22 protein-coding genes and 1 pseudogene are annotated in these 25,155 nt (G+C 71.4%); 7 read left to right on the forward strand and 16 right to left on the reverse strand.

Annotation, left to right across the window (positions count from 1 at the left end; translation table 11 throughout):
- Nucleotides 1–9: 9 nt before the first annotated feature.
- Nucleotides 10–1,422: a proline--tRNA ligase gene (gene proS, locus AQJ11_RS33415; protein WP_059265682.1), complete on the reverse strand. Its 1,413-nt coding sequence runs from the start codon at nt 1,420–1,422 to the stop codon at nt 10–12.
- A gap of 397 nt (nt 1,423–1,819) precedes the next feature.
- Between proS and AQJ11_RS52185 the strand changes: the two genes are divergently transcribed.
- Complete coding sequence (locus tag AQJ11_RS52185) at nt 1,820–1,945, forward strand: hypothetical protein (protein ID WP_279616961.1); 126 nt, start codon at nt 1,820–1,822, stop codon at nt 1,943–1,945.
- A 530-nt stretch (nt 1,946–2,475) separates the two neighbouring features.
- On the opposite strand, the gene AQJ11_RS50055 is transcribed toward AQJ11_RS52185, so the two are convergent.
- Complete coding sequence (locus AQJ11_RS50055) at nt 2,476–2,733, reverse strand: hypothetical protein (RefSeq protein ID WP_167360888.1); 258 nt, start codon at nt 2,731–2,733, stop codon at nt 2,476–2,478.
- The gene (locus AQJ11_RS33425; RefSeq protein WP_059265728.1) at nt 2,730–3,245 is read right to left on the reverse strand and encodes a hypothetical protein; all 516 of its coding nucleotides are present in this window, start codon (nt 3,243–3,245) and stop codon (nt 2,730–2,732) included. Before AQJ11_RS33425 ends, AQJ11_RS50055 begins: the two co-directional genes overlap by 4 nt.
- A gap of 135 nt (nt 3,246–3,380) precedes the next feature.
- Here AQJ11_RS33425 and AQJ11_RS33430 point away from each other — a divergent pair, with 135 nt between their 5' ends.
- From AQJ11_RS33430 to AQJ11_RS46850, 3 genes and pseudogenes are all read left to right on the forward strand, one after another.
- Complete coding sequence (locus AQJ11_RS33430; RefSeq protein WP_059265683.1) at nt 3,381–4,634, forward strand: sensor histidine kinase; 1,254 nt, start codon at nt 3,381–3,383, stop codon at nt 4,632–4,634.
- The gene (locus tag AQJ11_RS33435) at nt 4,622–5,272 is read left to right on the forward strand and encodes a response regulator transcription factor (protein ID WP_059265684.1); all 651 of its coding nucleotides are present in this window, start codon (nt 4,622–4,624) and stop codon (nt 5,270–5,272) included. The genes AQJ11_RS33430 and AQJ11_RS33435 overlap by 13 nt, the downstream gene beginning before the upstream one ends.
- A 44-nt stretch (nt 5,273–5,316) precedes the next feature.
- Nucleotides 5,317–5,716, forward strand: a pseudogene (locus tag AQJ11_RS46850) (transposase); the annotation flags it as partial.
- A 162-nt stretch (nt 5,717–5,878) separates the two neighbouring features.
- On the opposite strand, the gene AQJ11_RS33440 reads toward AQJ11_RS46850, so the two are convergent.
- The 3 genes from AQJ11_RS33440 to AQJ11_RS33450 all read right to left on the reverse strand — a co-directional run bounded on the left by AQJ11_RS33440 (nt 5,879) and on the right by AQJ11_RS33450 (nt 7,752).
- On the reverse strand, nt 5,879–6,214 hold the full coding sequence (locus tag AQJ11_RS33440) for a nuclear transport factor 2 family protein (RefSeq protein WP_059265685.1): 336 nt from the start codon (nt 6,212–6,214) through the stop codon (nt 5,879–5,881).
- A gap of 121 nt (nt 6,215–6,335) precedes the next feature.
- Nucleotides 6,336–7,334: an alpha/beta hydrolase gene (locus AQJ11_RS33445; protein WP_059265686.1), complete on the reverse strand. Its 999-nt coding sequence runs from the start codon at nt 7,332–7,334 to the stop codon at nt 6,336–6,338.
- Between the two features lie 100 nt (nt 7,335–7,434).
- Nucleotides 7,435–7,752 carry a putative quinol monooxygenase gene (locus AQJ11_RS33450; RefSeq protein WP_059265687.1) on the reverse strand — a complete coding sequence of 106 codons (318 nt, stop codon included), beginning with the start codon at nt 7,750–7,752 and terminating at the stop codon, nt 7,435–7,437.
- Nucleotides 7,753–7,896: 144 nt separating this feature from the next.
- Between AQJ11_RS33450 and AQJ11_RS33455 the strand changes: the two genes are divergently transcribed.
- On the forward strand, nt 7,897–8,802 hold the full coding sequence (locus AQJ11_RS33455) for an AraC family transcriptional regulator (RefSeq protein ID WP_014669978.1): 906 nt from the start codon (nt 7,897–7,899) through the stop codon (nt 8,800–8,802).
- Nucleotides 8,803–8,959: 157 nt separating this feature from the next.
- A complete protein-coding gene (locus tag AQJ11_RS33460; RefSeq protein WP_059265688.1) occupies nt 8,960–9,709 on the forward strand; it encodes an SDR family oxidoreductase in 750 nt (249 codons plus the stop codon).
- Nucleotides 9,710–9,821: 112 nt separating this feature from the next.
- Here the strand turns inward: AQJ11_RS33460 and AQJ11_RS33465 are convergent, their stop codons facing one another.
- Nucleotides 9,822–10,538 carry an SDR family oxidoreductase gene (locus AQJ11_RS33465; protein WP_059265689.1) on the reverse strand — a complete coding sequence of 239 codons (717 nt, stop codon included), beginning with the start codon at nt 10,536–10,538 and terminating at the stop codon, nt 9,822–9,824.
- A 71-nt stretch (nt 10,539–10,609) separates the two neighbouring features.
- Here AQJ11_RS33465 and AQJ11_RS33470 point away from each other — a divergent pair, with 71 nt between their 5' ends.
- On the forward strand, nt 10,610–11,425 hold the full coding sequence (locus tag AQJ11_RS33470) for a helix-turn-helix transcriptional regulator (RefSeq protein WP_059265690.1): 816 nt from the start codon (nt 10,610–10,612) through the stop codon (nt 11,423–11,425).
- A 755-nt stretch (nt 11,426–12,180) separates the two neighbouring features.
- Here AQJ11_RS33470 and AQJ11_RS33475 read toward each other — a convergent pair.
- From AQJ11_RS33475 to AQJ11_RS33515, 9 genes are all read right to left on the reverse strand, one after another.
- Nucleotides 12,181–14,778 (reverse strand): helix-turn-helix transcriptional regulator, encoded by a 2,598-nt coding sequence (locus AQJ11_RS33475; RefSeq protein ID WP_341846302.1) that lies wholly within the window; start codon nt 14,776–14,778, stop codon nt 12,181–12,183.
- Between the two features lie 1,303 nt (nt 14,779–16,081).
- Nucleotides 16,082–17,551: an MFS transporter gene (locus AQJ11_RS33480; protein ID WP_244218464.1), complete on the reverse strand. Its 1,470-nt coding sequence runs from the start codon at nt 17,549–17,551 to the stop codon at nt 16,082–16,084.
- A complete protein-coding gene (locus tag AQJ11_RS33485; RefSeq protein ID WP_059265693.1) occupies nt 17,551–18,876 on the reverse strand; it encodes an LLM class flavin-dependent oxidoreductase in 1,326 nt (441 codons plus the stop codon). Before AQJ11_RS33485 ends, AQJ11_RS33480 begins: the two co-directional genes overlap by 1 nt.
- Nucleotides 18,873–20,219: an LLM class flavin-dependent oxidoreductase gene (locus AQJ11_RS33490; protein ID WP_059265694.1), complete on the reverse strand. Its 1,347-nt coding sequence runs from the start codon at nt 20,217–20,219 to the stop codon at nt 18,873–18,875. Before AQJ11_RS33490 ends, AQJ11_RS33485 begins: the two co-directional genes overlap by 4 nt.
- A 13-nt stretch (nt 20,220–20,232) precedes the next feature.
- Nucleotides 20,233–21,009, reverse strand: a complete 777-nt coding sequence (locus tag AQJ11_RS33495) for an ATP-binding cassette domain-containing protein (RefSeq protein WP_014669969.1) — start codon at nt 21,007–21,009, stop codon at nt 20,233–20,235.
- Nucleotides 21,006–21,794, reverse strand: coding sequence for an ATP-binding cassette domain-containing protein (locus AQJ11_RS33500; RefSeq protein WP_059265695.1), 789 nt, complete (start codon nt 21,792–21,794; stop codon nt 21,006–21,008). The genes AQJ11_RS33495 and AQJ11_RS33500 overlap by 4 nt, the downstream gene beginning before the upstream one ends.
- On the reverse strand, nt 21,791–22,633 hold the full coding sequence (locus AQJ11_RS33505; RefSeq protein ID WP_059265696.1) for an ABC transporter permease: 843 nt from the start codon (nt 22,631–22,633) through the stop codon (nt 21,791–21,793). Before AQJ11_RS33505 ends, AQJ11_RS33500 begins: the two co-directional genes overlap by 4 nt.
- Nucleotides 22,630–23,580: an ABC transporter permease gene (locus AQJ11_RS33510; RefSeq protein WP_059265697.1), complete on the reverse strand. Its 951-nt coding sequence runs from the start codon at nt 23,578–23,580 to the stop codon at nt 22,630–22,632. The genes AQJ11_RS33505 and AQJ11_RS33510 overlap by 4 nt, the downstream gene beginning before the upstream one ends.
- 7 nt (nt 23,581–23,587) lie before the next feature.
- Nucleotides 23,588–25,141: an ABC transporter substrate-binding protein gene (locus AQJ11_RS33515; protein ID WP_059265698.1), complete on the reverse strand. Its 1,554-nt coding sequence runs from the start codon at nt 25,139–25,141 to the stop codon at nt 23,588–23,590.
- Between the last annotated feature and the right edge of the window lie 14 nt (nt 25,142–25,155).

The raw sequence follows: 25,155 nt of genomic DNA on the forward strand, positions 1-25,155 counted from the left end.
TCACCGGGGTCAGTAGGCACGCGCCACGATAGCGACGTTGCCCGGCTGGTCGTCGCTCTCCGGAACAGAACCGTCTGCGGCGACCAGGCACCGTACGGACACTCCCTGTTCGGCTAGCTTCGCCTCGCCCTCCACGCCCAGCGTTTCCCAGGCGATGCGCGCCCAGCCGGTGCTCGCGGCCTCCGTAGCCTCCTTGACCGTGGTCACCTCGACGGTGAGGTCGTTGCGGCGCTTACGGGACTGCGCCAGCAAAAGCGCCTGGTCGTCCTCCAGTACCTTGGGCAGGACCTCGGACAGTGCCCCGATCGGCGTCGGCTCCTTGCTTCCCGCTACGCGGCGGACCAGCACGGCCGTGCCGTTCTCCACGTCGCGTGGTCCGACCTCGATGCGTACGGGTACCCCTTTGAGTTCCCAGTCGACCGCGCGGCGGCCGAAAGGCGTGTCAACGCGGTCGTCAACGTGTACGCGGACACCAGTCGTCTTCAGTCGGTCACCGATCTCGCGGACGGTGGCCAGGACCGCGTCGTCGCCCTTGACGGCCACGACGACCACCTGGACCGGGGCCAGACGCGGCGGGATGCGGAGTCCGTCATCATCGCCGTGCATCATCACCAGTGCGCCGACCATTCGGGTCGTGGAGCCCCAGGACGTCTGCCAGACGTATTCCTCACGGCCGTCCTTCGACAGGTACCGCGTCTCGAACGCCCTGGCGAAGTTCTGCCCCAGTTCGTGGCTGGTGGTCATCTGGAGAGCCTTGCCGTCACCCATCATGCCCTCCAGGGTGAGCGTGTTGATCGCGCCAGCGAACCGCTCCCTGACCGTCTTGCGCCCCGGCACGACATCCATAGCGAGGACGTTCTCCAAGAAGTCGGCGTACACCTCCCGGTGGATGCGTGCGGCGTAGTGCTTGGCGTCCTCGTAGGTGGCATGTGCCGTGTGGCCTTCCTGCCACAGGAACTCCGTCGTACGAAGGAACACGCGGGGCCGGAGCTCCCAGCGGACCACGTTCGCCCACTGGTTGATCAACAGCGGCAGGTCGCGGTAGCTCTGCACCCACTTGGAGAAGTAGTCGTTGACGATGGTTTCAGAGGTGGGGCGGACGACGACGGGCTCTTCCAGTTCCTTGCCGCCACCGTGGGTGACGACGGCCAGTTCGGGTGCGAAGCCCTCGACGTGCTCAGCCTCCTTCGTCAGGTATGACTGCGGGATGAAGAGCGGAAAGTACGCGTTCTGGGCGCCGGCCGCCTTGATCCGGGCGTCCAGCTCCTGCTGCATCCGTTCCCACAGGCCATAGCCGTACGGTCGGATGACCATGGTGCCGCGCACCGGACCGTTGTCGGCCAGTTCGGCCTTGCTGACCAGGTCCTGGTACCAGCGGGGGAAGTTGTCTGCCTGGGGGGTGAGAACGGGTGCTTTTGCCATGGCGGGCAGAGTAGGACGCGGCTCCGCCGGGGCGCGAACCGATTACTTCTCACACGTCAGGTTCCCAGCCGGTCCAGTAACCGCCACTGCCGAGCTCCTTGTGCCTCACGTCCCTCAGATCCGTTGGCACGTTAGTATCGCCGTGCACCGAGGGCACTGTGCATTACTCCACTCCGTGAGTGCAGATAACGCGGGTGTTGCAGCCGCCCTTGTCGGCGTCGACCCAGTGCTCGAACTTCGTGCGCTCGTACCCGGTGCGGTCCTCGCTGCGCACCGGTAGCTGGGCGAGGGCGTCCTGAGCGGCGCGGCGGGGCCGGGGCGGCGTGCGCGGTCGTCGAAGCGAGGAAGGCGGCGAGTACGGCGGCCGCAGCGACGGTGGTGCGGGCCAGGCGCACGAATGGACGACCTGGACGAGGAGCTGCCGGTGCTCTCCTTCGCCGGACCCTGCGACTACCGGCCGCGCGTCCATGCCCGCGGCCGGGACACCGCCATCGGCCTCGCGCCGGAGGAGGTCACCGAGTGATACCTCGTCCAGCTATGGCCGGCACCGGCACGGGACGTGGCCGTACTGCGCCAGACCGACACCTACGGAGCCTCCGTCCGAGCGCGCTGAGGGCGTCGCTCTCACCCCTCCCCTGCCTTGAGGACCGGCGGACCTTCTCGCCAGATGTGCGGAGCCGGTCGTGTACCGACGGCCGGGCATTTCACCGGGGGCCGTCGCCGACCAGCGGCGGCCGTGCAGCCGTTCGTACACGGCCGACTGGACACGGACCTCGGCATCGGAGACTGAAGCACAAAGCCCCGGCCAGCATGCTGGCCGGGGCTGAACCCGCAAAGGGGTGTGATGGTGAAGGGCGGTCGCCTGCGCGGCGAAAGGCAATGCGAGGCTTCAGCCGAACGATCGTCCTCGCATGCGATAGATGAGGCCCGGGGACACTGTTCCCTTCACCATCACGGCTGGTTCAACCACACCTGCCCGGCGAACATTCCCGCGCGCCTACAAGATCTCGGGATCTTCCCGGGCGTTGCACCGCTTGTTCTCCCCTGGCGTGTTCACCCGACCGGGTAGGGCTGCCTCGCGGCGACGACGGACTGCGCGCGGTGCCGGCGCGTGATGCCCGGTATGACGGCGTCGGCGCCGCGTTGGCCGCCGCCTGGTGGCTGGGCGACACGGCGCCCTGTCCGTAGGGCGGCGACCGCCCAGCGGCTCCGGGCCGGGATCGGGGCGACGGGGGCGGTGGTGATGCGGTGCAGGGTGTTCTCCGGTGGATTGATGTGGTCCGTGGCATGTGGCTGGGCGGTCGGCGTCACGCGTGCCGGCTCAGCGCCCGCAGCGCCAGCCGGCCGCACAGCGCGGCGAGCGGTAGCTCGGCGCCGAGCGCCATGGCGACCGCGGTGGCGAAGTCGCCGCCCGGGGCCGCGGTCGTGGTGTCGAACCAGGCGTCCACCACAAGCAGCGTCGCGGTCGCGGCGGCTGCTAGGGCGTGCCGTCGGTCGCCGCGGGCGGCGAGGAGGCCGGTGGCGATCAGGCCGAGCGCCTCCAGCGCGTCGAGCCCGACCCAGGCGACCGGCCAGTGCGCCGCGGTCGCGGTGGCCGGCAGGCCGGTCGCCAGCACGTACAGCCACGGCAGCAGGGCGAGCCCGCAGGCGACCAGCAGCCACCCGGTCCGCCGCACGCCCCGCGCCGGGCGCGGCTCCTGCGCCTCTTCGTGGAGCGGGATGACCTCGGCACGGTCGAAGCCCTCTGCACCGGCCAATTCGTCATTGTCAAACGCTAGTTGACGCATCGTCTTCTCCCGCTCCCCGCCGGCTCTCCCCCTCACGTGCTCCACCCTCCGCCGCACACCAGGGCGCCGTCAGTCACGCAGGGTTCCGACCCGGGGTGGAGACAAGTGCACCCCCGAAGCGGGCGGGAGCGTCATGGCACCGGGATGGCCTGCGGCTTTACCGTTTGACGCATGCAACTCACGACGTGGCCGCAGCTGGTGCTGGGCCGGCCGTTCCGCAGGGCGGGACGGACCGCGCTCGTCGCCGCCGGCCTGCCGCTCCACCTTGCCGTGGTGCCGCTGTGGCTCTGGCTGCTCGGCACGATGGCGGCGTTGGTGCCGGCCCTGACTCCGCTGCCCGTGCTGCTCACGCTCGTGGTGACACCCCTGCTGACCGCCGGGCAGCGGCGCCGCTACCGTGCGCTCGTCGGCAAGGACCTCCCGCGTCCCGCCGTACCCGGGCCGGGACGCAACTGGAAGTCGGCGGTGCGCCGGCTGACCGGCCGGGCCTTGTGGCGGCAGGTCTGCTACCACGCCGTGGCGGGTCCGCTGTTCGCCGTCCTGGACCTCGCCGTCCTCGCCGTCTGGGCCGCCGCTCTCGTGGCCGCCTCCATCTACGTGTGGATCTGGGCGCTGCCCCCGCAGTGGCGGGTCACCGACCTCGGGTACACCACGCAGGCCGCGTACATCACCGCCGGCGGCCTCGCCCTGCTGTTCCTCGGGCCCCGGCTGACCGGCGCTCTGGTGCGGCTGGAGACCCGGGCGGCCGAGGTCCTGCTCGGCCCCAGCCGCACGGAGAAGCTGGCCCGCCGGGTCGCCGACCTCGCCGAGAGCCGGGCCGGTGTGCTCGACGCCGCCGACGCCGAGCGGCGGCGGATCGAGCGCGACCTGCACGACGGCGCGCAGCAGCGCCTCGTCTCGCTCGCCGTCAACCTGGGCCTGGCCAGGGCCACCCTCGGCGACCTGCCGGAGGACGCCCGCAAGGTGATCGACGAAGCGCACCGCGAGGCGAAGGAGGCGATCGCCGAGCTGAACAACCTGGTGCGCGGCCTGCATCCGGCCGTCCTTGAGGACCGCGGCCTCGACGCCGCGCTGTCCGGGGTCGCCGCCCGCCTCCCGATCCCGGTGCGCGTGGTGGTGGACCTGCCGCAGCGCCCCTCACCCACAATCGAGGCCGTCGCGTACTTCGTGGTCTCCGAAGCCCTGACGAACGTGGTCAAACACGCCCAGGCGACCCGGGCGGACGTGACCGTGGAGCGGATCGGGGAGACACTGCTGGTGGTCGTCGCGGACGACGGAGCGGGCGGCGCGGATCTCGCGGCGGCCGACGGCACCGGGCTCGCCGGGCTCTCCAAGCGCGTCGCGTCCGTCGACGGCACGTTCTCCTGCCGCAGCCCCGCCGGGGGCCCGACCGTCATCACCGTGGAGCTGCCGTGCGCGCCGTGATCGCCGAGGATTCCCTCTTGCTGCGCATCGGCGTGGTCAAGGTTCTGGAGGCGGCCGGCTTCGAGATGTGCGCGCAAGTCGCCGACGCGGAAGCGCTGCTGGCGGCCGTCGAGGAGCACCGGCCCGACATCGCCGTGGTCGACGTGCGCATGCCGCCCGGCTTCACCGACGAGGGAGTACGCGCCGCGCTGGTGATCCGCCGCCAGTACCCGCGTACCGCCGTGCTCCTGCTGTCGCAGTACGTGGAGGAGCGGTACGCCGCCGATCTGCTCGCCGCCAACACCTCGGGCGTCGGCTATCTGCTCAAGCAACGGGTCGCCGACGTCGAGGAGTTCGCCGAGGCGGTACGCCGGGTGGCGGCCGGCGGCACTGCGCTCGACCCGCAGGTCGTCGCGCAGCTGCTGGTGCGCCGGCACAGCGATCCGCTCGACCGGCTGACACCGCGCGAGCGGGAAGTGCTGGAGCTGATGGCGGGCGGCCGGTCCAACTCCGGCGTCGCCGCCGAGCTGGTCGTGAGCGAGAGCGCGGTCGCCAAGCACATCAACAGCATCTTCACCAAGCTCGACCTGCCCAAGGCCCACACCGACCACCGCCGCGTCCTAGCGGTACTGCGTTTCCTGGGCGTTGCGACCGCATAGTGCGCGATCACACCCCCATGCCCAGTCGACAACGGTGCTGAGCCCTCGCGGCCGATGGCAACTGCCGGCCCCTAGCCTTCCATCTCACCGCCGGACAGGCCGGTGACCGCGCCTGCCTTCGCTGACGTGATGGCGCGGCTGCGTGTTCCCCGACGGCATGGACGGCCCCCGACCCGGCCTGCGGCAGTCCTCGCAGACAAGGCGTATTCGTCGCGGGCCGTCCGTGAGCACCTCAGGCGGCGCGGCATCCGGGCGGTCATCCCCGTGCCGGCCGGTCAACGCGGCCACCGTCTGCGACGCGGCAGCCGGGGTGGCAGGCCACCCGCGTTCGACCGCGAGACCTACAAGCAACGCGACACGGTCGAACGCCGCATCAACCGCTTGAAACAGTGGCGAGGCATCGCCACCCGCTACGAGAAGACAGCAGCCACGCCCCGCTCGTGATGTGTCCGGCCATCATCGGGCGTACCGCTACCGGTCCGTGCCGTGCGTATCGTCGCGACCACGGCTGTTGGGCATGCGCCCCGCACACTGCGGGCCGCGTCCGTGACGCGGCCCGCAGTCGCTTCCCCGGCCGGCCGTGCGAGCGGCGGCCGGGGTAGGGGATCAGGGAGCGATGACCAGCCTGCTGATCTGTCCACCGTCGAGCGTGAAGTCGTAGCGGAGGTCGATCGTGTTGCCGGGGAAGTTGCCGTCGAGCCGCTGGGTGACGGTCCAGCGGTCCGGTCCGTCCTGCGCGGCCCCCAGACAGGTGGTGGTGTACGTGTACTCCGAGGCGGCACGGTTCAGCCACCGCTCAATGGCGGGCAGGCCGTCGTACGTCTTCCCGTCGTCGGTGACCCGGGCGTCCGGCGTCATGAGTGCCGCCGACGCCGAGGCGTCTCCCGCGTTGTGCGCGGTGAGGTAGTGGCGGATCACCTCGGGCAGGTCGTCCCGCTCCACCTGGGTGGAGGCACGAACGGCGCGGCCAGCACCCCCTCGGCGAACAGTGCTTCCAGTCGTGCTCGGTAGGGCTCGGTAGGGTTCGTCAAGGACGTCGAACACGAAGGCGAGCAGATTCGCACTATGGCCGATCACCGTCGGCTGGAGTCAGCGGCGCTGTGCGGTGCGGTTCGAGGAGTCGGGCGAGCCAGTCCGTGCGGGTGCGGCGGGCTGTGATCGAGAGGTGTGCCTGCGGGTACAGGGCGTCGAAGCCGTGGAAGCCGCCCGCCCAGACGTGTAGTTCGACCTGGCCGCCCACCGCCCAGATGCGAGTGGCGTAGTCGGTGTCCTCGTCACGGAAGACCTCTGCGGAGCCTGTGTCGATGTACGTGGTCGGCAGACCCGAGAGATCCTCGGCCCGCGCCGGCGAGATGTACTCGGACACCTCTGCGTCGGTGAGGTCGCCGAGGACCGAGTTCCATGCGAACGCGTTCATCTCACCGGTCCAGACGCCGGGCACGCCGGAGTACTGGCGGCTGGAGGTGCTGGTGTTGCGGTGGTCGAGCATGGGGCAGATCAGCATCTGCGCGGCGATCGCCGGGCTGCGGAGGTCGCGGGCCAGCAGGGTGACGCCGGCGGCGAGGCCGCCTCCCGCGCTGGCGCCCGCGACGACGATCCGGGCGGGGTCGATGCCCAGTTCGGCGGCGTGATCAGCGACCCAGAGCAGTCCCTGGTAGCAGTCTTCGACCAGGGTGGTGCCGGTGGCCTCGGGTGCGAGCCGGTAGTCCACGGAGACCACGACCGCACCGAACTCGTCGAGCCACTCCAGCGGTATGTCGATCTGCGAGAAGCGGTCGCCCATGACCATTCCGCCGCCGTGGATCCAGTAGACGCAGGGTGCGGCGGTGGTGCGATCGGTGTTCGCGGGGCTGAAGACGGACAGGGGGATGGGGGCACCGTCCTCGGCGGGCACGGTGATCTCCAGCCGGTCGACGTGCCGGTGGGCGAGGAGGGACTCAATGGACGTCGACGGGAGTCGGCGCAGTTGCGCGAGTATTTCTGGACCGAGCTGGGACATGAGGGGCATGTCGGCGAGCAGTTCACGCAGTTCGGGGTCAAGGGCAGGTCGTGCCGTGGTCATGGTGCTGCCTTTCGTGGGGTGGTGGCGAACGGTCGGGCGAGAAGAGGGCCGCTCGGCAGGGACCGAGGCGGCAGGAAGGACCAGGGGATCGATCGGCGGGTCAGAAGGTGGCCTTTCCGCGGACCGGCACGTAGTCGGTGTACTCGGACTCCTTGGCCAGCAGTCCGTCGATCTGCGCCACGATGGCCTGGGCGGCCTCGCCGGCGAAGATCCGGTGGTGGTCCTCCTCGCTGGTCCAGCCCTCGGTGACGTGGACGACGTCGGGATCGGACGCGGAACGGGAGACGAGGTAGACGACGCAGTGTTCGCTCGCGCCGGGGCTGCCCTCGTTCAGACCGGTGAGCAGCAGGTCGACCAGCCGGTCGCCCATCCGGGGCCTGGCGGTCAGGGTGGCGGTGAAGCCGTAGTTGGCGATCACGGATGCCTTCTTCTGTGGTGATGGAGTGAGGTGATCCCATTCAACCCATGTGACCTGCGAAAACGTTAGAACGATGCTCGCTCGTACTTGCACGATCCTCTCGGTCACGGGAGTCGTGGTGCCGAATGGTGCTGCAATGGAGGCATGTACCTCGAAGAGCTCCGCACCCTGCTGGCCCGGCATGCCCGGCCCGACTGGACCACCGCCATCGACGGCGTCCTCATCTCGAAGGTCGACCGGTCCGATCCGCCGTCGCCCTCGATGTCGGGCACGGTGCTGGCGGTCATCGCCCAGGGCGCCAAACGACTCGCCCTGGGCGACCGGGTGTACGAGTACGGCCCAGGGCAGTACCTGGTCGCCTCCGTCGACCTGCCCGTCACCGGACAGTTCACCCAGGCCGACCCCGAGCTGCCGGCGCTGGGGTTCGGTCTCGTGCTGGAACCGTCCGCCGTCGCCGAGTTGCTGCTGCAGGCCGGGCCCGGAGACACTCCTCGCGCCGACGGAGGCACTCCGTCGGGGATCGCCGTCAGCGACGCTTCGGCCCCGTTGCTCGACGCGGTGGTCCGGCTGCTGCGCCTGCTGGACGAACCCCGCGACCGGGCCGTACTGGCCCCGCTGGTCAAGCGCGAGATCCTGTGGCGCCTGATCACCGGCGAGCAGGGTGCGACGGTTCGCCAGCTCGGCCTGGCCGACAGCAGCCTCAGCCACGTCTCCCGGGCCGTGCGCTGGATTCGCGAGCACTACGCGCAGCCCTTCCGGGTCGAGGACGTGGCGCGGCTGTCCGGCATGAGCGTCTCCGCCTTTTACCGCAACTTCCAGGCGGTGACCGCGATGAGCCCCATCCAGTTCCAGAAGCAGATCAGGCTGCAGGAGGCCCGGCTGCTGCTCGCCACCCACCCGGGCGACGTCACCGGGGTCGGTCACCGCGTCGGCTATGACAACCCGTCACAGTTCAGCCGGGAATACCGCCGCCAGTTCGGCGCGCCGCCCAGCCGGGACGCCGCCCGCCTGCGCGACGCCGTGCGTGCCCCCGCCGGTGTCCTGCCCTGAGCGGGATGCAACCGCGGAGGAGGATTGTGCAAGGGCGAGCGAGGATAGTTCTACTATTTCCGCAGGTCAGGGCGATTCAATGGGATTACCAGTTCTTCTGCGGAGCAGGAACGTGACTGCGCTCCGCGGATCCCATCACATCGCCGAGGGGCACAGCATGAAGACAGTTCTGATCACGGGTACGTCGTCCGGATACGGCCGGGCGACCGCCCTCCACTTCCACGCGCAGGGGTGGAACGTCATCGCCACGATGCGCACCCCCCGTGCGGGCGTCCTGCCCGAGTCGGACCGGCTCCGTGTCGTCGAACTCGACGTGACCAAGCCCGCGAGCATCACGGCCGCGCTTGAGGCGGCGGGACCCATCGACGTCCTGGTCAACAATGCGGGCGTCCCCTCGATCGGTGTGTTCGAGGGCACCCCCATGGCCCGGGTACGGGAGGTGTTCGAGACCAACACCTTCGGTGTGATGGCGACCTCGCAGGCGGTGCTGCCCCAGTTCCGCGAGCGCGGCTCCGGCGTGGTGATCAACGTGACCTCCAGCGTGGTGCTGGGCCACATGCCGCTCACAGCCGTCTACAAGGCGAGCAAGATGGCCATCGAGGGGTTCACCTCGTCCCTCGCGCTCGAACTCGCGCCGTTCGGTGTGCAGGCGAAGACGGTCGAGCCAGGCGCCTGCCTCACGACGAACTTCGCCACCAGGGCGACGAATAGCGCCTCACTGGACGAGCTGGTCCCGGCGCCCTATGCAGCGTGGGCGAAGAAGGCCATGGACTCCTTCACAGGCCAGGACCTGTTCACCAAGGAGACCGATGTCGCCGAGACCGTGTGGCGAGCCGTGCACGACACGACCGGCCAGCTGCGATTCCCGGCCGGTCCCGACGCGGTCTGGCTCGCCCAGGCGAAGTGACCGACCAGCAGGCAAGGTGACGTGTACTGACGCCAGAAAACGGTCCCGCGCACACATGCGCGGGACCGGGCCGCCGTGTTCTGTGTGCCGTCGCCCGGGAGCTCAGCGCCGCTCACCAGGGCACGGGCGTTCCGTCCCAGGAGAAGAAGCCGCCGGTGGGACCGTCGTCTGGCAGCAGGGCCAGGCGGGCGGCTCCCTGGGCGGCCTCGGCCGGGTCGTCGCCGGCAGCGGCGGCCAGCGGGTTGAGGTCGGTGGCCCGCATGCCGGGGGCGAGCGCGTTGACCTTGAAGCCGTCCTGGGCCAGCGTCTGGGCGTACAGGACGGTGAGGGCGTTGAGGGCGGCCTTGGACGACCGGTAGGCGGCGGCGCCACCGCTTCCCGGGGTGAACTGGGGGTTGGGGTTCGTGCTCCAGGTCAGCGATGCGGTGCCGCTGGAGATGTTGACGATGCGCGGATGCGGGGACCGGCGCAGGGCGGGCAGGAAGGCATTGGTCACCGCCACCACCCCGAAGACGTTGGTCTCGTATGTGCGCCGGAACTCCTCGACGCTCGTGTCGGCCGGCGGGGCGAGTGACGGTGAGATCCCGGCGTTGTTGACCAGCACGTCCAGACGGTCCACCTGGGTCGCGGCCCGTGCGATGCCGTCAAGATCTGTCACGTCGAGGACCAGCAGGCGGGCGCCTGCGCCGATCTCCTCGACGGCTCGCTGTCCGAGCCCGCGGTCGCGAGAGCCCACGTACACGGTGAGGCCCTCGGCGGCGAGGAGCCGGGCGATGTGCTTGCCGATGCCCTTGTTGGCACCGGTGACCAGAGCTGTGCGATCGTTCATGGCAACTACCGTTCCCTGGCTGTGGGCGCCCTGCCAGGGACAACCTGTACCAGGCAGTGGGAGGAAGCGGCATGGCACGGCAAGAGCTGGCCCGCTTCCTGCGGGACCGCCGGGCGGGCCTGCGTCCACACGAGATCGGCCTGACGGCGACGGGCACCGATCGCCGGACACCGGGCCTGCGCCGCGAAGAGGTGGCGGAACTCGCCCACATGTCGGTCGACTACTACACGCGGCTGGAGCAGGCCCGGGGCCCGCGGCCGTCCACCCGGATCCTGGACGCGTTGTCCCAGGCACTACGGCTCACGCCGGCCGAGCGCAGCCACCTGTTCCGCCTGGCGGGATCGAGCGCGCCGCCCGGCATCAGCGCCGTGCGGCGGGTACGCCCGCATGTGGCCCGGATGCTGGAGCGGCTGCCGGAGACCGGTGCCATCGTCACTGACGCGGCGTACGGAGTCGTCGCCTGGAACCCCCTGGCCCAGGCACTGCTCGGCGGAGATCTCGGAGGCGGGAGGACGAACCTGGCCCGGCGCCGCTTCCTTGGCCAGGGGCGGATGTACGAGAGCTCCAGCGCCGAGGAGTTCGGGCACATTGTGGTGGCGCGGCTGCGACGGGCCGCCGACCGCTACCCGCATGACCCGCAGCTGACCGCTCTGCTGGCCGAACTGCACACCAGCAGCGAGGAGTTCCGACAGATATGGCAGACGCGTCCGGTCCACGCCCCCGGGCACCGCACCAAGATCCTCGATCACCCGGAGACCGGCACGCTGCGGTTGAACTGTGACGTCCTGCTCGTGCCCGAGGATGACCAGGAAGTCGTCCTGATCACGGCCGACCCCGGATCACCTGCCGCGCGGACCCTGCACAGGCTGGCCAGGCAGGCGACCTGAAACATCAGACTGGCACAGGTCTCGCCAGTGGTTACAGAGCGTCGCAACTACATGATGGGAGGAGGGCCCGATCCCACTGGGTTCGTACAGCGGCACGCGGCAGGTCTCCCGGGCGGCTCCCGCCGGTTTCGCCGACGGCGGCAGGATCAGGTCGCTGCTGGAGAAGGGCGCCACTTTGCTGCTGCGCTCCGTCGACCACTGGCACGAGCCCACACGCGAGGCGCTTGCCGCGCTCGCCGGAGAACTGGGCCGGGGCCGGACGGCGCCGACTGGCGCGCCGGCCCGATCGACTCGGCGGGCCCCGAGCCCGCGTAGATCCCGCGGACCACGCTCGACGCCGGCGAGGTGCTCTACGTGCCGCGCGGTTTCGCGCACTGCGCGACGGGCAAGCGCGGGCTGTCCGCCCACTTGCCGATCACGGTGCGCGACGTCGGAACGGCGGATCTGGGGGCCGCGCTCGGCGGCCCGCTCGCGGAGGGTCTTCCCGCCGAACGCCCCCTCGGGGACGAGGCGATCACCGGTCCCGCGGAACGGCTGCTCCAGGACGCGCGCGACCGCCCCAGGGGCCTGTCGGCCGCCGACCTCGTCGGCATGGCCCGGCGACGGACCGTCGCCCTCATGCCTGGCCGCCCCGAACAGGCCAGTCTCGCGCGGCTCGGCCGAGGACACCGTACACATGGCCTCATGAGGGTCCCGCGCGGCAGGCGGCCGGCCACCGGCCGACTCCCGCACAGGCGTGCCCTGGCGGCCGGCGCTCACCCGTCGGCCGGTCCTGGGACGTCGTGTCCATCGCCCGGCACCACGTCCCTGATCTGGCGGCGCGATTGGATGTCGAGTTTCGGATACGCCTTGTAGAGGTGGTATCCGACGGTGCGCGGGCTGATGAACAGTGCCTGGGCTATCTGCCGGTTGGTCAGTCCCTGCCCCGCGAGCTGGAGCACCTGCCGCTCCTGCGCCGTGAGCGCGTGCCAGCCCTCCTTCGCCGACGAGGAGCGTATCGCGCAGGCGTCGAGTTCCCGCTGGGCGCGGTCGGCCCACAGCGGGGCGCCGACCAATCCGAAGGTCTCGACGGCGGCGAGCAGTTCCTCGCGTGCGAACCGGGTCCGCCGGGCTCTCCTGAGCCGTTCGCCGAACAGGAGCCGGGTGCGGGCCCGCTCGAACTCGTTGGGATGCGCGACGGCCAGCACCTGGTGGAACATCCGCTCCATACGGTCGGGGTCCTCCTCCAGCAAGGCCTCGCAACGCAGTACCAGGGCTTCGGTCCCGCAGGCACGTGCCTGCGGTCCGCTCCGCCGCCACAGGTCCAGCATCTGCCTGGCCCGGGGTGTCTCGAAGGTGCGGTAGGCGGCCTCGATCATGTCGAACACGGCGAGCGAGCCACGACCGCCCAGGGCGGTCCCGGCCACGCCGGTGGGGGACGACGGCAGCAGCCTGGGCGCCTCCTCCGGTCTACCCTCGCTGAGCGCGGCGAAGGCCAGGGCGCCCTGGGCCGCCAGCCGGACGGAGTCCGTGACGTGCACGGCCGCGTCCTTCAGGCACGCCTCGGCCTCGGCACGGCAGGCCGCCACCTCGCCCACCACCGCGTGCAGCCAGGCGTTCAGGCTGCGCAGGTACCCGGTGAGGATGACCTGCCCGGTGCGCTCCGCGCTCGAAAGACCCTGGCGGATGTGGTCCCTGGCTTGGTTCCAGCGGCCCAGCCACGCTTCCAGGCAGGCGGCCCAGTAAGCGGCCACTGGGACGGATCCCCACTCACCGTCCTTCAGGGCACGCCGCAGAAGCTCGGTGTAGAAGGCCCGGTGCCGTTCGGGGTCGCCCGGCGGCAGCGGGCAGCCGGGCGGAGGAGCGGTCGCCGCCGTCCGGCTGCCCGCTGCCGCCGGATCCTCGGGACGGTCCGTGGCGCGGGTCCGGTCGACCGCGTCCGGTGGACCGGCCAGAACGCGCAGGGCAACGGGGTCGCCGGTGCGCTCCGGCAGCGGTCGTGTGCCCGCCGCCTCCACCAGCTTCGCCCGTGCGCTGTGCGCCTCTTCGAGCACAGCTGGGTCCCCCGCCAGCCATGCGGCTGAGATCGCCATGTTCAGCGTGTCGACGGCGAAGGCGGGATCGTCGGCGCCTGTCATCCGTGCCGCCGCCAGCAGTTCTCCGACCGCTGCGGCCGGTGAGCGGGTCACGAGGGTGACGAGGCCCTGGAGTCTGGCATAACGATTCATCAGCCCGGTCTCGCGCACCGTGCGCGCCTCGTCGAGCAGTTCCGCGAGACGCTCGGTCCTCCCTTGTGCGAAGGCGTGTTCCACCGCTTCGAGAGCCGCCGTGCCCCGTGGCGGGCGGTGTTCCGCCGATGCCCCGAGCCCGAGCAGCCGGTCCGGCAGCGCGGCGCCGACGATGGCGCGGCGCACGACGACCGGCAGGGATTGCCGGGCGCCCCCGGGGTCCGGCCGGATATGGACGCGGCACGCGACCGGGGCGGAAACACTGGCGGCGACCGGTTCGGCCGGCGGTTCCACGGTGCTCGCGCGGCACGGCGCCATGCCGGCCGGCGGTTCGACGGTCCCCCTGTGGCCCGGCGCCGCGCCGGCCGGTGCTGCGGGCCCGTCCGGCCGCAACCCGTGCCCGGGGAGGCGTACGGACGTCAGGACTCTCGACGCGCCGCGCAGCAGGAGGGGGATCCCGCCCGACGCCTCGACGAATCGGTTCCGCGTCTCGGCCGTGCTGGAGGGCACCAGCCATTCCACCAGGGCCAGGCTCTCCGACTCGCTGAGCGGGCCAAGGGTCATTCTCTCGCCGTCGACCCTCCCCGCCCGGCCTCCCGCGCCGGCTCCGGCGCACACCAGACAGAGCGGGACCCCTCCGATCCGCCGGGAGAGGAAGGAGACGATCGCGGCCGATTCCCTGTCGAGCAGGTGGAAGTCGTCCACGAGCACCATCAGAGGCGTCTTCCGCGCCGCCGCCTGCAACGCCCCCGTCACTGCCATGCGGACGAAGAAGGGGTCGGCGGAGCCCTCCTCCAGCCCGAGGACGACGCGCAGTGCCGTCCGCTGCGGCCCCGGCAGTCCTTCGACGCTGCCGCGTATGGGGGCGATCAGCCGCTCGGCGGCGGCGAAGGGCAGGGCCGCCTCGTCGGAATGACCTGTGACGCGTAATAACCGGAACGCCGTCGCGTGCGTCCGTGCGACCTCGTCCAGGAGAGCGCTTTTCCCGATTCCGGGCCGCCCGCCGAGGAACACGGCACTCCCTCTACCCCGCAATGCGGCCGCCGCCAGAGAGGAGAACCTGTGTAATTCACTGCTGCGACCGAAAAGCACGGCGCCTACTCCTTCAGTACCCGGTGTTTGGACGACGTCCTCGCGAGGGCCCACCCGGAGTTGACCCCTCCGGTACCCGCCGCAGCCGATCCATACCCCCTGCCAGCTGGGCCCATACGACCCGCCGAGAAACCCGGGTAAAAGATTGATTCATAGGGCATCCAGAAGGGAACATTCGGGTAAAGGCTCGTCCATGAATCCGTAGGCGCGCACATCGACCACAGTGATTCCGGGCGCGTTGATGTGGGTTGATGCGGGCGGTCTTGCCGTCAGGGCTGAGGACTACCGCGCCTGGTTCTCCCGGGCCGAGGCCTACGTACGCCGACGCCGTGGTGACGTCCTGATCGAGGCCAGCACCTCAAGGACAGCCGCAAGTACCGGCGCGTCCACAACAACCGTCGGCGCCGCGGATACCCGCAACGGCCATCGTCTTCACCATCACGCTGGCAGCGGCCTTCACCAGCTACGACAAGCACCGCAACGAACAGCAACGCCGCCAGCAGCAACTGGACCAGCCCGCCGACCAGGCTCTGCCAACAGGGTCACCACCCGCTTGACGTGTCTGTCCGTTTCATGGCGCACCCTCGTCAGGGGGCGCGGACAGGGCCACGGCGGCCGGACAGCGGGAGACGGCCTCCGTGCACGGCGCCGCGGGGCCGCAGAACGGCGGGGGGCAGCACGGGCGGCGGGCAGGGCGCCGCGGGAGGCAAGGCGGGGCGGCGGCACGGCGCGGCCGAAGACCGAGAGCGGCGGGGCGGCGGCAACAGGCGCATGTGCGCGCGGCGGCATGAAACCGGCGGCGGGTACGGGCGGACGGTGGCGACAGGAACCGGCGGGCGCCCGGCCCGGTAGCCGACGGCTCACGGCCGACAGCCGACGACGGGCAACGTAGCCGGGCGGCGGTAAAGGGCGACGGCCGGGAGGGCCCGGCGAGGGCCCAGAGCGCAGAAGCGGACGGGGCGGCCGGGGCGGGGGCGGGGGGCGGGGGGATGGCCGGACAAGGCCGGCGGCGGAGGCGACTGAGGCAAGCCGCCGGGCGGCGAGCCGCGGCAATGAGCTGGGGCGGCGGGCGGCGGCCGACCCGCACGGCGGTACGGGACCGGGGCAGGGACGGTCGACCGGGCGGAGCGCCGGGGAACGCGGGGCATACGACAACCGCTCGGAGCCCGAGCGCGCGGTACGGACGGGCAGGCGGCGAGCGCCCGGCACAGCGGGCGGAGCGCGGGCACGGGCCGGGGCGAGACGGCGCACGGCGCGGCGCGGGGCCCGCAGAGCGCGCTCCGGGTTGCTCCGGCCGCCGCGAGCCAACGGATGGCTCATGAGGGGGGTCGACGGGTGCGGCACCCGCGCCACGTGGTCAGGTCGTCTCCTTGGAGCGGGGGACCACGACGGTGCGGTTCGCCGACGCGGCTGCTGACGGGCCGGGCGGTGTTGCGGCGTGGCGCAGCAGGGACAGCAGCAGACCCGCGGCGAGCAGGCCGGCGCAGACGCAGGAAGCCAGTGCGTACCCGGCCCGGGCGTGGCTGCCTCCCGGCGGACCGGACGCGACGTGCAGGTACACCGCGGGGACGGCGCTGAGGCAGATGGCCGCGGCGATGCGCTGGGCCATCTGCAGGATGCCGCCACCCACTCCCGCCGCCTCTGCCGGAGCGTGCTGGAGCACCTGGGTCTGATTGGGCGAGACGGTGAGCCCTCCGGCGGCACCGGACATCAGCTGCGTTCCGGCCAGAGCCGCGGGCAGCACCGGCGTCGGCACCCAGAGGGCGACCGCCACCCCCGACAGCGCGGCGCCGATGCCCAGGGTCAGGCCGACGCTCACCGTGCGCGGTCCGATCCGCCGGACGAGCCGCCAGGCGAGGGCCGAGGAGATGCCCATCCCGACGGCCCCGGGGAGAGTGACCGCCGCCGTGAGCAGAGCGGACAGGCCGAGCCCGTCCTGGAGGAAGACGGTGAGCACGAGGAACGCGGCCAGTGAGGAGCCGAACTGGGCCATCGCGACCGCCGTGCCCAGCGCATACGGTTTCGACGAGGTCAGGGTCGGGTGCACCAGCGGCGGACGGCCCCGTCGTACCCGCAGACGCTGATGCGCGGCGAGGACGGCAGCCAGCACGCACACGGCGATGGCCCACAAGAGCGCCTCTCCCCCGCTGTCCGGGGTGCGGATGAAGGGCACCATCAGCGCCAGCGTGCAGCCGCAGAGCAGACCGAGGCCGAGGAGGTCCAGCCGGGAGTCGCGGGCGGTGCGCCGCGGCGGGGGCAGCCAGCGGGCCCCGAGGGCCAGGGTGAGCACGGCGCACGGTCCGCTCAGCAGCAGACAGCACCGCCAGCCCGTCCCGGGGCCGAGCCCGGCGACGAGCGCGCCGCCGAGCGGCGGGCCGAGGGCCGTGGCCACGCCGCCGGTGACCGCGTAGAGGCCCAGGGCCCGGCCTCGGTCGACGCCGTGGAAGACGTCCTGAATGGTGGCGATCACCTGCGAGTTGACGAGCCCGGCCGCCGCACCCTGCACCAGCCGGGCACCGATCAGGGTCACCGGCCCGCCGCCGGTCGCGGCCGTCACCCCTGCCGCCAGGAAGACCGCCACCCCGGCCATGAAGAGACGCTTGCGCCCGTGCAGGTCGCCCAGGCTGCCCCCGGGGACGAGGGCCAGGCCGAAGGCCAGCGAGTAACCGGCCACGATCCACTGGACGTCCGCCCCGGTGGCCCCGAGCGACTGCCGCATGCTCGGCACCGCGATGTTCAGAACGGCCTGGTCCAGCAGGGTCGTTGCGCCGGCGGCCAGGCACACCAGCAGCACGCGTCGTGCGGCGCGGTCGTCTCCCGGGAGCACTACGACCGCCGGGACGGCCGCGGCAGGCCCAAATGGTCGCGCAGCGTACGGCCCGTGTAGTGGGTGCGGAACAGGCCGCGGCGGCGCAGCTCGGGGATCACGAGCTCGGCGAAGTCGTCCAGGGTGCCCGGCAGATAAGGGAAGATCACGTTGAAGCCGTCGGCGGCGCGGCCGTGGAACCACTCTTCGATGTGGTCGGCGATCTGCTGGGGCGTGCCGGTGATGGTGCGGTCGTCGTTCGCGACGCGCCGGACGAGGTCGCGGATGGTGAGGTTGTCGCGACGGGCGTCCTCGTAGATCTGCTGCTGGGCGGTGTGCGACTGGTTGGAGACGGGGAGTTCGGGCAGCGGGCCGTCCAGCGGAGAGGCGCTGAGGTCGAAGCCGCCGAGCCAGTACGACAGGTCGGCCAGGGCGACCTGCGGGGGCAGGAGTTCGGTGAGCCGGGCCAGCTTGTCGCGGGCCTCCGACTCGGTGGGGGCGGTGACGACGGACAGGGCCGGAAGGACTTTGAGGTGGTCCGGGTCGCGTCCGTGGGCGGCGGCGCGCTCCTTGATTTCCGCGTAGAACTCCTGGGCCCGGCCGAGGTCCCTGATGCCGGAGAAGATCACGTCGGCGACACGGGAGGCGAGGTTCTTGCCTGCCTCGGAGGCGCCGGCCTGCACGACGACCGGGTGTCCCTGCGGCGGCCGGGCGATGTTGAGGGGACCGGCCACCTTCAGATGTCTGCCCTCGTGGTTCAGCGCGTGCAGCTTGGCGGGGTCGAAGTAGACGCCGCTCGACTGGTCGTGGCGGAAGGCATCGTCCTCGAAGGAGTCCCATAGCCCGGTCACCACGTCGTGGAACTCCTCGGCGCGGTCGTAGCGGGTGGCGTGGTCGAGGTGGGCCGCGAGGCCGAAGTTCTGGGCCTCTGCGTCATTGAGGGAGGTCACCACGTTCCAGCCGGCCCGGCCGCCGGAGATGTGGTCGAGGGAGGCGAAGGTGCGGGCCACGTGGTAGGGCTCGTTGTAGCTGGTCGAGGCGGTGGCGATGAGGCCGATGCGGGAGGTGCCGGCGGCGAGCGCGGCCAGCAGCGTCGTCGGCTCGAAGGAGTCGTTGACCACGCTGACCCGGCTCAGGACGTCCTCGCTCGCGAACGGCACGCCGACGAGGTCGGCGAGGAACACCGCGTCGAAGGCGGCCCGTTCGGCGGTCCGCGCGAAGGAGAGGACCTCGCGGATGTCGACGCCCGCGCCCGCCTCCGTGTCCGGGTGCCGCCAGGCGGCCAGGTACTCCCCCGGCGGTTTGAGGAAGGCGTTGAGGTGCAGTTGTCCGGTGCGGCGGCTCATCGTCCGGTCTCCTGGAGGTGTCGGTCACGGGCGGCGGGACGCGGCAGCCCGAGGTTCTCGCGCAGGGTGCCGCCCTCGTACTCGGTGCGCAGCAGCCCCCGCTCCTGGAGCAGTGGCACGACCTGGTCCACGAAGTCCTCGGCGGGCCCGGGCAGATAGGGGAAGGAGATGTTGAAGCCGTCGGCCGCGTAGGAGCGGAACCAGGTCTCGATGTGGTCGGCGATCTGCTCGGGCGTGCCGGCGACGGCGGAGCCCGCGGCGAAACGGTGTGCGAGCTGCCGTATCGTCAGTTTCTCGTCGTGGGCGAGCTTCAGCAGCGGATCGCGGCGCGATGTGCTGCGGTTGGTCGCGGGGATGTCCGGCAGCGGACCGTCCACCGGGTGGTCCGTCAGGTCGAGGTCACCGATGTTGTCCTGGACGAGACGCCGGGCGACGTCGTCGTGGATGAGGTCCTGGAGCTCGGCGAGGCGCCGCCGCGCCTCCGTCTCGGTGGGCGCGACGAGTGGGGACAGGCCCGGCCAGACCAGGACATGGGCGGGGTCGCGGCCATGGGCGGCAGCCCGCGCCTTGATGTCGGCGTAGTAGGCCTGTGCGGCGCCCTGCTCGTGCTGAGTCGTGAAGAGGACCTCCCCGTGGCGGGCCGCGAACTCCCGCCCGGTCTCGGAGGATCCGGCCTGGAAGACCACCGGGTGCCCTTGCGGCGGCCGTGAGATGTTCAGGGGGCCGCGGACGGCGAAGTGCTCGCCGCGGTGGTGCGGGGTGTGCAGTCCGCTGGGGTCGTAGTAGCGGCCGGTCGCCTTGTCCCGTACGACCGCCTCGTCGTCGAAGCTGTCCCAGAGCGCCTTGACGACCTGTACGAACTCTTCCGCGCGGTGGTAGCGCAGCTCGTGTTCGAGGTGGCTGTCGTGGCCGAAGTTCGCCGCCTCCAGGGGTACGGCGGAGGTGACCGCGTTCCAGCCCGCGCGGCCGCCCGAGATGTGGTCCAGGGAGGCGAACTTGCGGGCGATGTGGAAGGGGTGGTTGTAGGTCGTGGTCGCCGTCGCCGCCAGGCCGATGTGCTCGGTCACCAACGACAGCGCGGCCAGCAGCGTCAGCGGTTCGAAGTGCTCGGCGCGGCCGGTGCGGGACAGTGAGTCGAGCTGGTGGCCCCGGACGGCGACGACGTCGGCGACGAACAGTGCGTCGAACCGGCCGCGTTCGAGGGTGCGGGCGAGGTCGGCGTGGAAGGCGAAGTCGAGCTGTCCGTCGGGGCGGGCGTCCGGGTGCCGCCAGCCGGCGATGTGGCCGCCGGAGCCGTGGACGAGGGCCCCCAGGGTGAGCCGACGTGCGGTGGGTTCGGTCATGCGGTCCTCCCGGTCATGCGGGCAGCCGGGGTACGGCGGCCAGGAGACGGCGTGTGTACGGGTGTCGGGGATCGGCGAGGACGGACGCGGCCGGACCCTGTTCGACGGCGCGGCCGTCCTTCATCACCAGCACGTCGGTACACAGACGCCGTACGACGCCGATGTCGTGGGAGACGAGCAGCAGGGTCAGCCCGTACGCCTCCGCGAGGTCGTCGAGGAGGGCGAGGATCTGGGCGCGCACCGACACGTCGAGGGCGCTGAGCGGTTCGTCGCCGACGAGGACCTTCGGACCGGGGGCGAGGGCGCGTGCGATGGCGATGCGTTGCCGCTGTCCGCCGGAGAACTCGTGCGGATACCGGCCGCGCACGGACGGGTCCAGGCCGACGGCGCGCAGCAGTTCGTCCACCCGGTCGTCGTGGTCGCCGGGGATCCTCAGGCACTCCAGCGGCTCGGCGACGATGTCGCGGACGGTGGCGCGCGGGTCGAGGGAGCCCATCGGGTCCTGCAGCACGACCTGGACCTCGCGCCGGAACCAGGGCAGCCTGCCTGGCTTCACCTCGCGCCCGCGGTAGTGCACTGTTCCGGAGTCGGGCCGGTCCAGGGCGAGCAGGAGCCGGGCCAGGGTCGACTTGCCGGAGCCGGACTCCCCCACGATGCCGAGGCTGTTGCCTTCCCTCAGCTCCAGCGACACGTCCTGGACGGCGTGGCGGTGAACGGCGGGCGCGAACAGCGAGGTGCGCGGCAACCGGAAGGTGCGGCTGAGGCCAGTGCCCTTCAGGAGCTGTGTCATCGGGTGACCTCCTCGGATCCCGTGGCACGGGCGGCCGCCACCAGCTGCTGCGTGTAGGGGTGTCGGGGATTGCGTACGAGGGTGTCGGTGGCACCTTCCTCGACGAGCCGTCCGTCCTTGAGCACGGCGGCTCGTGAGCAGAGCTGGGCGACGACGGCGAGGTCGTGGCTGATGAACAGCAGGGAGGTGCCGTGCTCGCGGACGAGGTCGTCGAGGAGCTTCAGCATGTCGGCCTGGACGGTGACGTCGAGGGCGGTGGTGGGTTCGTCTGCGATGAGCAGGGCCGGGCGGGTGGCGAGGGCCATGGCCAGGCCGGCGCGCTGACGCTGGCCGCCCGAGAGCTGGTGCGGCCAGGAACGGACGATCAGGTCCGGGTCCGGCAGGCCCACCTGTGCGGCGAGTTCGACGGCGGCGGCCCGGGCCTGGCGCCGGCTCAGCCCGCGGTGCAGCCGCAGGGGCTCGGCGAGCTGCTTCCCGATGCGCATCAGGGGGTTGAGGGCGCTCATGGGTTCCTGGAAGACCATGGCCATGCGCTCGCCGCGCAGCCGGGACAGCTCCCTGTCGCCGAGGCCGAGCAGTTCCTGACCGTCGAGCCGGATGCTGCCGGTTGCCCGGGCGCCGTCCGGGAGGAGTCCCAGCACGGCGAGTGCGGTGAGCGACTTGCCTGAGCCGGACTCGCCGATCAGGGCGAGCCGTTCACCAGGGTTCATCGACAGGCTCACCCCGTCGATGACAGTCGCACCACCGATCCGCACGCGCAGACCGTTGATCGTCAGCAGGCTCATGATGCCTCCCGGACGCGCAGGCGTGCGTCGGCCGCCTCGCGCAGCCCGTCCCCGAGCAGGTTGAACCCGAGAACGGAGGCGGCCACGGCGAGCCCGGGCCAGATGACGAGCAGCGGGCGGGCCGCGATGTACTGCTGCTGCTCGTGCAGCATGCGCCCCCAGGAGACCGCGGGCGCCGGCACGCCGAACCCGAGAAACGACAGGGCCGCCTCGGCGAGCACCGTCACAGACAGCACCAGCGAGAGCTGTACGACGAGGGTGGGCGCGATGTTCGGCAGCAGGTGCTTGCGGACGGTGCGCCAGGTGCCGGACCCGGCGGCGAGCGCGGCCAGCACATAGTCGGTGTTCAGCACCCGCCCCGCCTCGGCGCGGGCGACCCGGGCGAGGTTGACGCCCGCGCCGACGCCGACCGCGGTGACCACCGTCCAGGTGGAGCCGCCGTACACCGCGGTGAGGATCATCGCGATCAGCAGGACGGGGAACGCGATCAGCACGTCCGTGAGCTGGACGACGGCGGCGCCGATCCAGCGCGGCACGAGCACCGCCGCCAGCGCCAGGGCGAGCCCCACGACAGCCGCGATCGCCGCCGCGAGCAGGGCGGTCAGCAGAGTGCCGCGCGCTCCGGCCAGCAGCTGGCTCAGCTCGTCGCGGCCCAGCCGGTCGGTGCCGAGGACATGTCCGCCGGAGAACGGCAGTAGCCAGCCGTCCCGGGGACGCGCGAGGGTGGGGTCGTACGGCGTCCAGACGAGGGAGACCAGGGCGGACAGGACGAGAAGGCCGACGAGGACCAGGCCGGCCGAGCCGCTGCGGCTCTTGAGGAGTGCTCTGGAGACGGTCATACGGTGCTCCGCAGCCGAGGGTCGATCAGCCGGTGCGCGAGGTCCACGAGGAACCCGATGACCAGAACCGCCCCCGTGAGCAGCAGGATCTCGCCCTGCACCTTGTCCAGATCACGGTTACCGACATCCGTGATCAGCATCTGGCCGACGCCGGGCAGCACGAAGACCTGCTCCACCACGACCGCCCCCGCGACCAGCGCCGCGATCTGCAGGCCGAGCACCGACACCACGGGCACCGCCGCGTTGCGCAGCCCGTGCCGCACCAGCGCGCCGGTGCGCGTGTGGCCCTTGGCCCGGGCGGTGCGCAGCCAGTCCTGGTGCAGGACCTCCAATACGGCGGAGCGCACGAACCGCAGCAGGACGGCGCCCTCGGACAGGGCCAGGGTCAGCCAGGGCAGGACCAGGCTGCGCAGCGCCTGCCCCGGCTCGGCCCAGCCGTCCACGGGGAACCCCTGCGCGGGCAGCCAGCGGACCTGGACGGCGAACACGACGACGAGCAGCAGCCCCACCCACAGTGTCGGCAACGCGATGCCGAGCTGCCCGAAGGCGTTCACCGCGCCACCGAGCCGCGAGTCCCGGCGCACGGCGGCGACGATGCCCGACGGCACCGCGAAAGCGAGCGCGAGAACGACCGCGCCGGCGGCCAGCGGCCCGGTCACCGCGAACTTCTCGGCGAGCTGCCCCGACACCGACGTACCGTCGAGGACGGACCGCCCGAAGTCACCGGTGACGACTCCGCCGATCCAGCCGGTGTACTGCGCGGCGAGCGGCCGGTCCAGGCCCAGGTCATGGCGTACGGCCGCGACCTGGGCCGGTGTGGCCTTGATGCCGCCGATGGTCTGGGCGATGTCGCCGGGCAGCAGCCGTAGCACCAGGAAGATCAGCACGCTGGCGGCGAGCAGGGACACCACCAGCAGTGCGGCCCGGCGCAGCACATACAGGGTCACGCGGGCCTCACTTCTTCTTCGCCACGGCGAGGTCAGCGAGGTCGTAACGGTTGCTGGTGAAGTTGCGCGGCACGCCGGTGACCCCGCTGTGCACGACGGTGAGGGTCTGGTTGACGAACAGCCAGTCGGCGGCGGCGTCCTCGGAGACCTGCCTGGCGGCCTTCTTCAGCAGAGCGTCCCGCTCGGCGTCGCTGGAGGCTGTCCGCGCGGCGGCATACCACTTCTGGACGTTCGCGTTGTCGTAGCCGAAGTAGTAGGCGGGGTTGGCGAAGTTGTTCAGGTCGCGGGCTTCTGCGTGGTCGACGAGGCTGAGCTGGTAGTCGTGCTTGGTGTAGACGCTGTCGAGCCAGGTCTGGAACTCCACTTGGCGCACCGTGAGTTGGATGCCCACCCGCTTGAGCTCGGAGGCGAGGTAGTCGCCGATCTCCGCCGGGTAGATGTTGGGGATCTGGAGGGTGAGCTTCAGGCCGCTGCGGTAACCGGCCTGCCGGAGCAGCTTCTTGGCGCCCGCCGGGTCGTAGGCGTCGATCGCGGTGAGGTCCTCGTAGCCGGGGTCGGTGGCCGGGACGGGGCCGCCGACCGGCTTGGCCGCGCCGCCGAGGGCCTTGATGAGACCGGCGTTGTCGATGGCCCGGCGGATGGCGCGCCGTACCCGCACGTCCTTGGTCGGCCCGGAGGCGTTGTTGAACGCGAGCGTGAACTTGTCGGTGGTGTCTCCGCGTAGCACGGTGTACTTGCTCTTGTCGGAGAACGGTTGGAGCAGGGTCGCGTCCGCGGCGGTTTCGATGTCGGTCTGCCCCGTCTGCTGGGCGTTGCCCGCGGCGTTGTCGTCCTTGATGTAGTGGAAGACGACCTTGGCGACCTTGGCTTTCTTCCCCCAGTAGGCGTCGTTGCGGACGAAGGTGATGGATGAACCGCGCTTCCAGCCGGACAGTTCGAAGGGCCCGGTGCCGTTCTCGTTCCCGGCGAGGGAGGAGAAGTCCGTCCCCTTCTTGAAGACGACGCCCGCCCGCCCCGTCAGACCCCAGGTGAAGCCGGTGTCACGGTGCTTGAGCGTGACGACGACGGTGTGGTCGTCGGAGGCGGAGACGCTCTTGACCGAGGCGAGCGCCGCCGCGTCGGGGTTCTTCGAGCCCTTCGCGGTGACCTGTTGCAGGGACCAGACGGCGTCGGCCGCGGTGACCTTGGTTCCGTCGTGGAAGGTGGCGCTCTTCGCGAGGCGGAAGGTGTAGGTGAGCCCGTCCGGCGACGTGTCGTACGCGGTTGCCAGGCTCGGCTCGATCTTGTTGTTCTCGTCGCGGGTCAGCAGGCCCTGGTAGATGTTGTCGAGCAGGATCTGGTCGAGGGCCGCGCCCGCCGTGGAGGCGATGTCGAGGCTGGTCGGCTCCAGGACGAGGCGTACGTCGACCGTGGCGCCGGTGTCGATGGCGGCGGGCTCGGCGGCCTGGCTGGTCTGTCCGGCGTTCGCGGGGTCGTCTGCCGAACCGGTGCCGCACGCCGTCACGGCCAGGCCGGCGAGGACTGCGGTGGCGGCGAGCCGGAGGGCGGTGGTGCGGCGCATGGCGGATCCTGCTC

Source organism: Streptomyces corchorusii, from assembly GCF_001514055.1.
GTDB classification, from domain to species: Bacteria; Actinomycetota; Actinomycetes; order Streptomycetales; family Streptomycetaceae; genus Streptomyces; species Streptomyces olivaceoviridis.

Coding starts and splice junctions, on each gene's coding strand:
- AQJ11_RS33445 (WP_059265686.1), bottom strand. CDS start 7,334: ATGACCACGGCACGACCTGCCCTTGACCCCGAACTGCGTGAACTGCTC.
- AQJ11_RS33460 (WP_059265688.1), top strand. CDS start 8,960: ATGAAGACAGTTCTGATCACGGGTACGTCGTCCGGATACGGCCGGGCG.
- AQJ11_RS33455 (WP_014669978.1), top strand. CDS start 7,897: ATGTACCTCGAAGAGCTCCGCACCCTGCTGGCCCGGCATGCCCGGCCC.
- AQJ11_RS33485 (WP_059265693.1), bottom strand. CDS start 18,876: ATGAGCCGCCGCACCGGACAACTGCACCTCAACGCCTTCCTCAAACCG.
- proS (WP_059265682.1), bottom strand. CDS start 1,422: ATGGCAAAAGCACCCGTTCTCACCCCCCAGGCAGACAACTTCCCCCGC.
- AQJ11_RS33505 (WP_059265696.1), bottom strand. CDS start 22,633: ATGACCGTCTCCAGAGCACTCCTCAAGAGCCGCAGCGGCTCGGCCGGC.
- AQJ11_RS33500 (WP_059265695.1), bottom strand. CDS start 21,794: ATGAGCCTGCTGACGATCAACGGTCTGCGCGTGCGGATCGGTGGTGCG.
- AQJ11_RS33490 (WP_059265694.1), bottom strand. CDS start 20,219: ATGACCGAACCCACCGCACGTCGGCTCACCCTGGGGGCCCTCGTCCAC.
- AQJ11_RS33470 (WP_059265690.1), top strand. CDS start 10,610: ATGGCACGGCAAGAGCTGGCCCGCTTCCTGCGGGACCGCCGGGCGGGC.
- AQJ11_RS52185 (WP_279616961.1), top strand. CDS start 1,820: ATGGACGACCTGGACGAGGAGCTGCCGGTGCTCTCCTTCGCCGGACCC.
- AQJ11_RS33515 (WP_059265698.1), bottom strand. CDS start 25,141: ATGCGCCGCACCACCGCCCTCCGGCTCGCCGCCACCGCAGTCCTCGCC.
- AQJ11_RS33495 (WP_014669969.1), bottom strand. CDS start 21,009: ATGACACAGCTCCTGAAGGGCACTGGCCTCAGCCGCACCTTCCGGTTG.
- AQJ11_RS33430 (WP_059265683.1), top strand. CDS start 3,381: ATGCAACTCACGACGTGGCCGCAGCTGGTGCTGGGCCGGCCGTTCCGC.
- AQJ11_RS33465 (WP_059265689.1), bottom strand. CDS start 10,538: ATGAACGATCGCACAGCTCTGGTCACCGGTGCCAACAAGGGCATCGGC.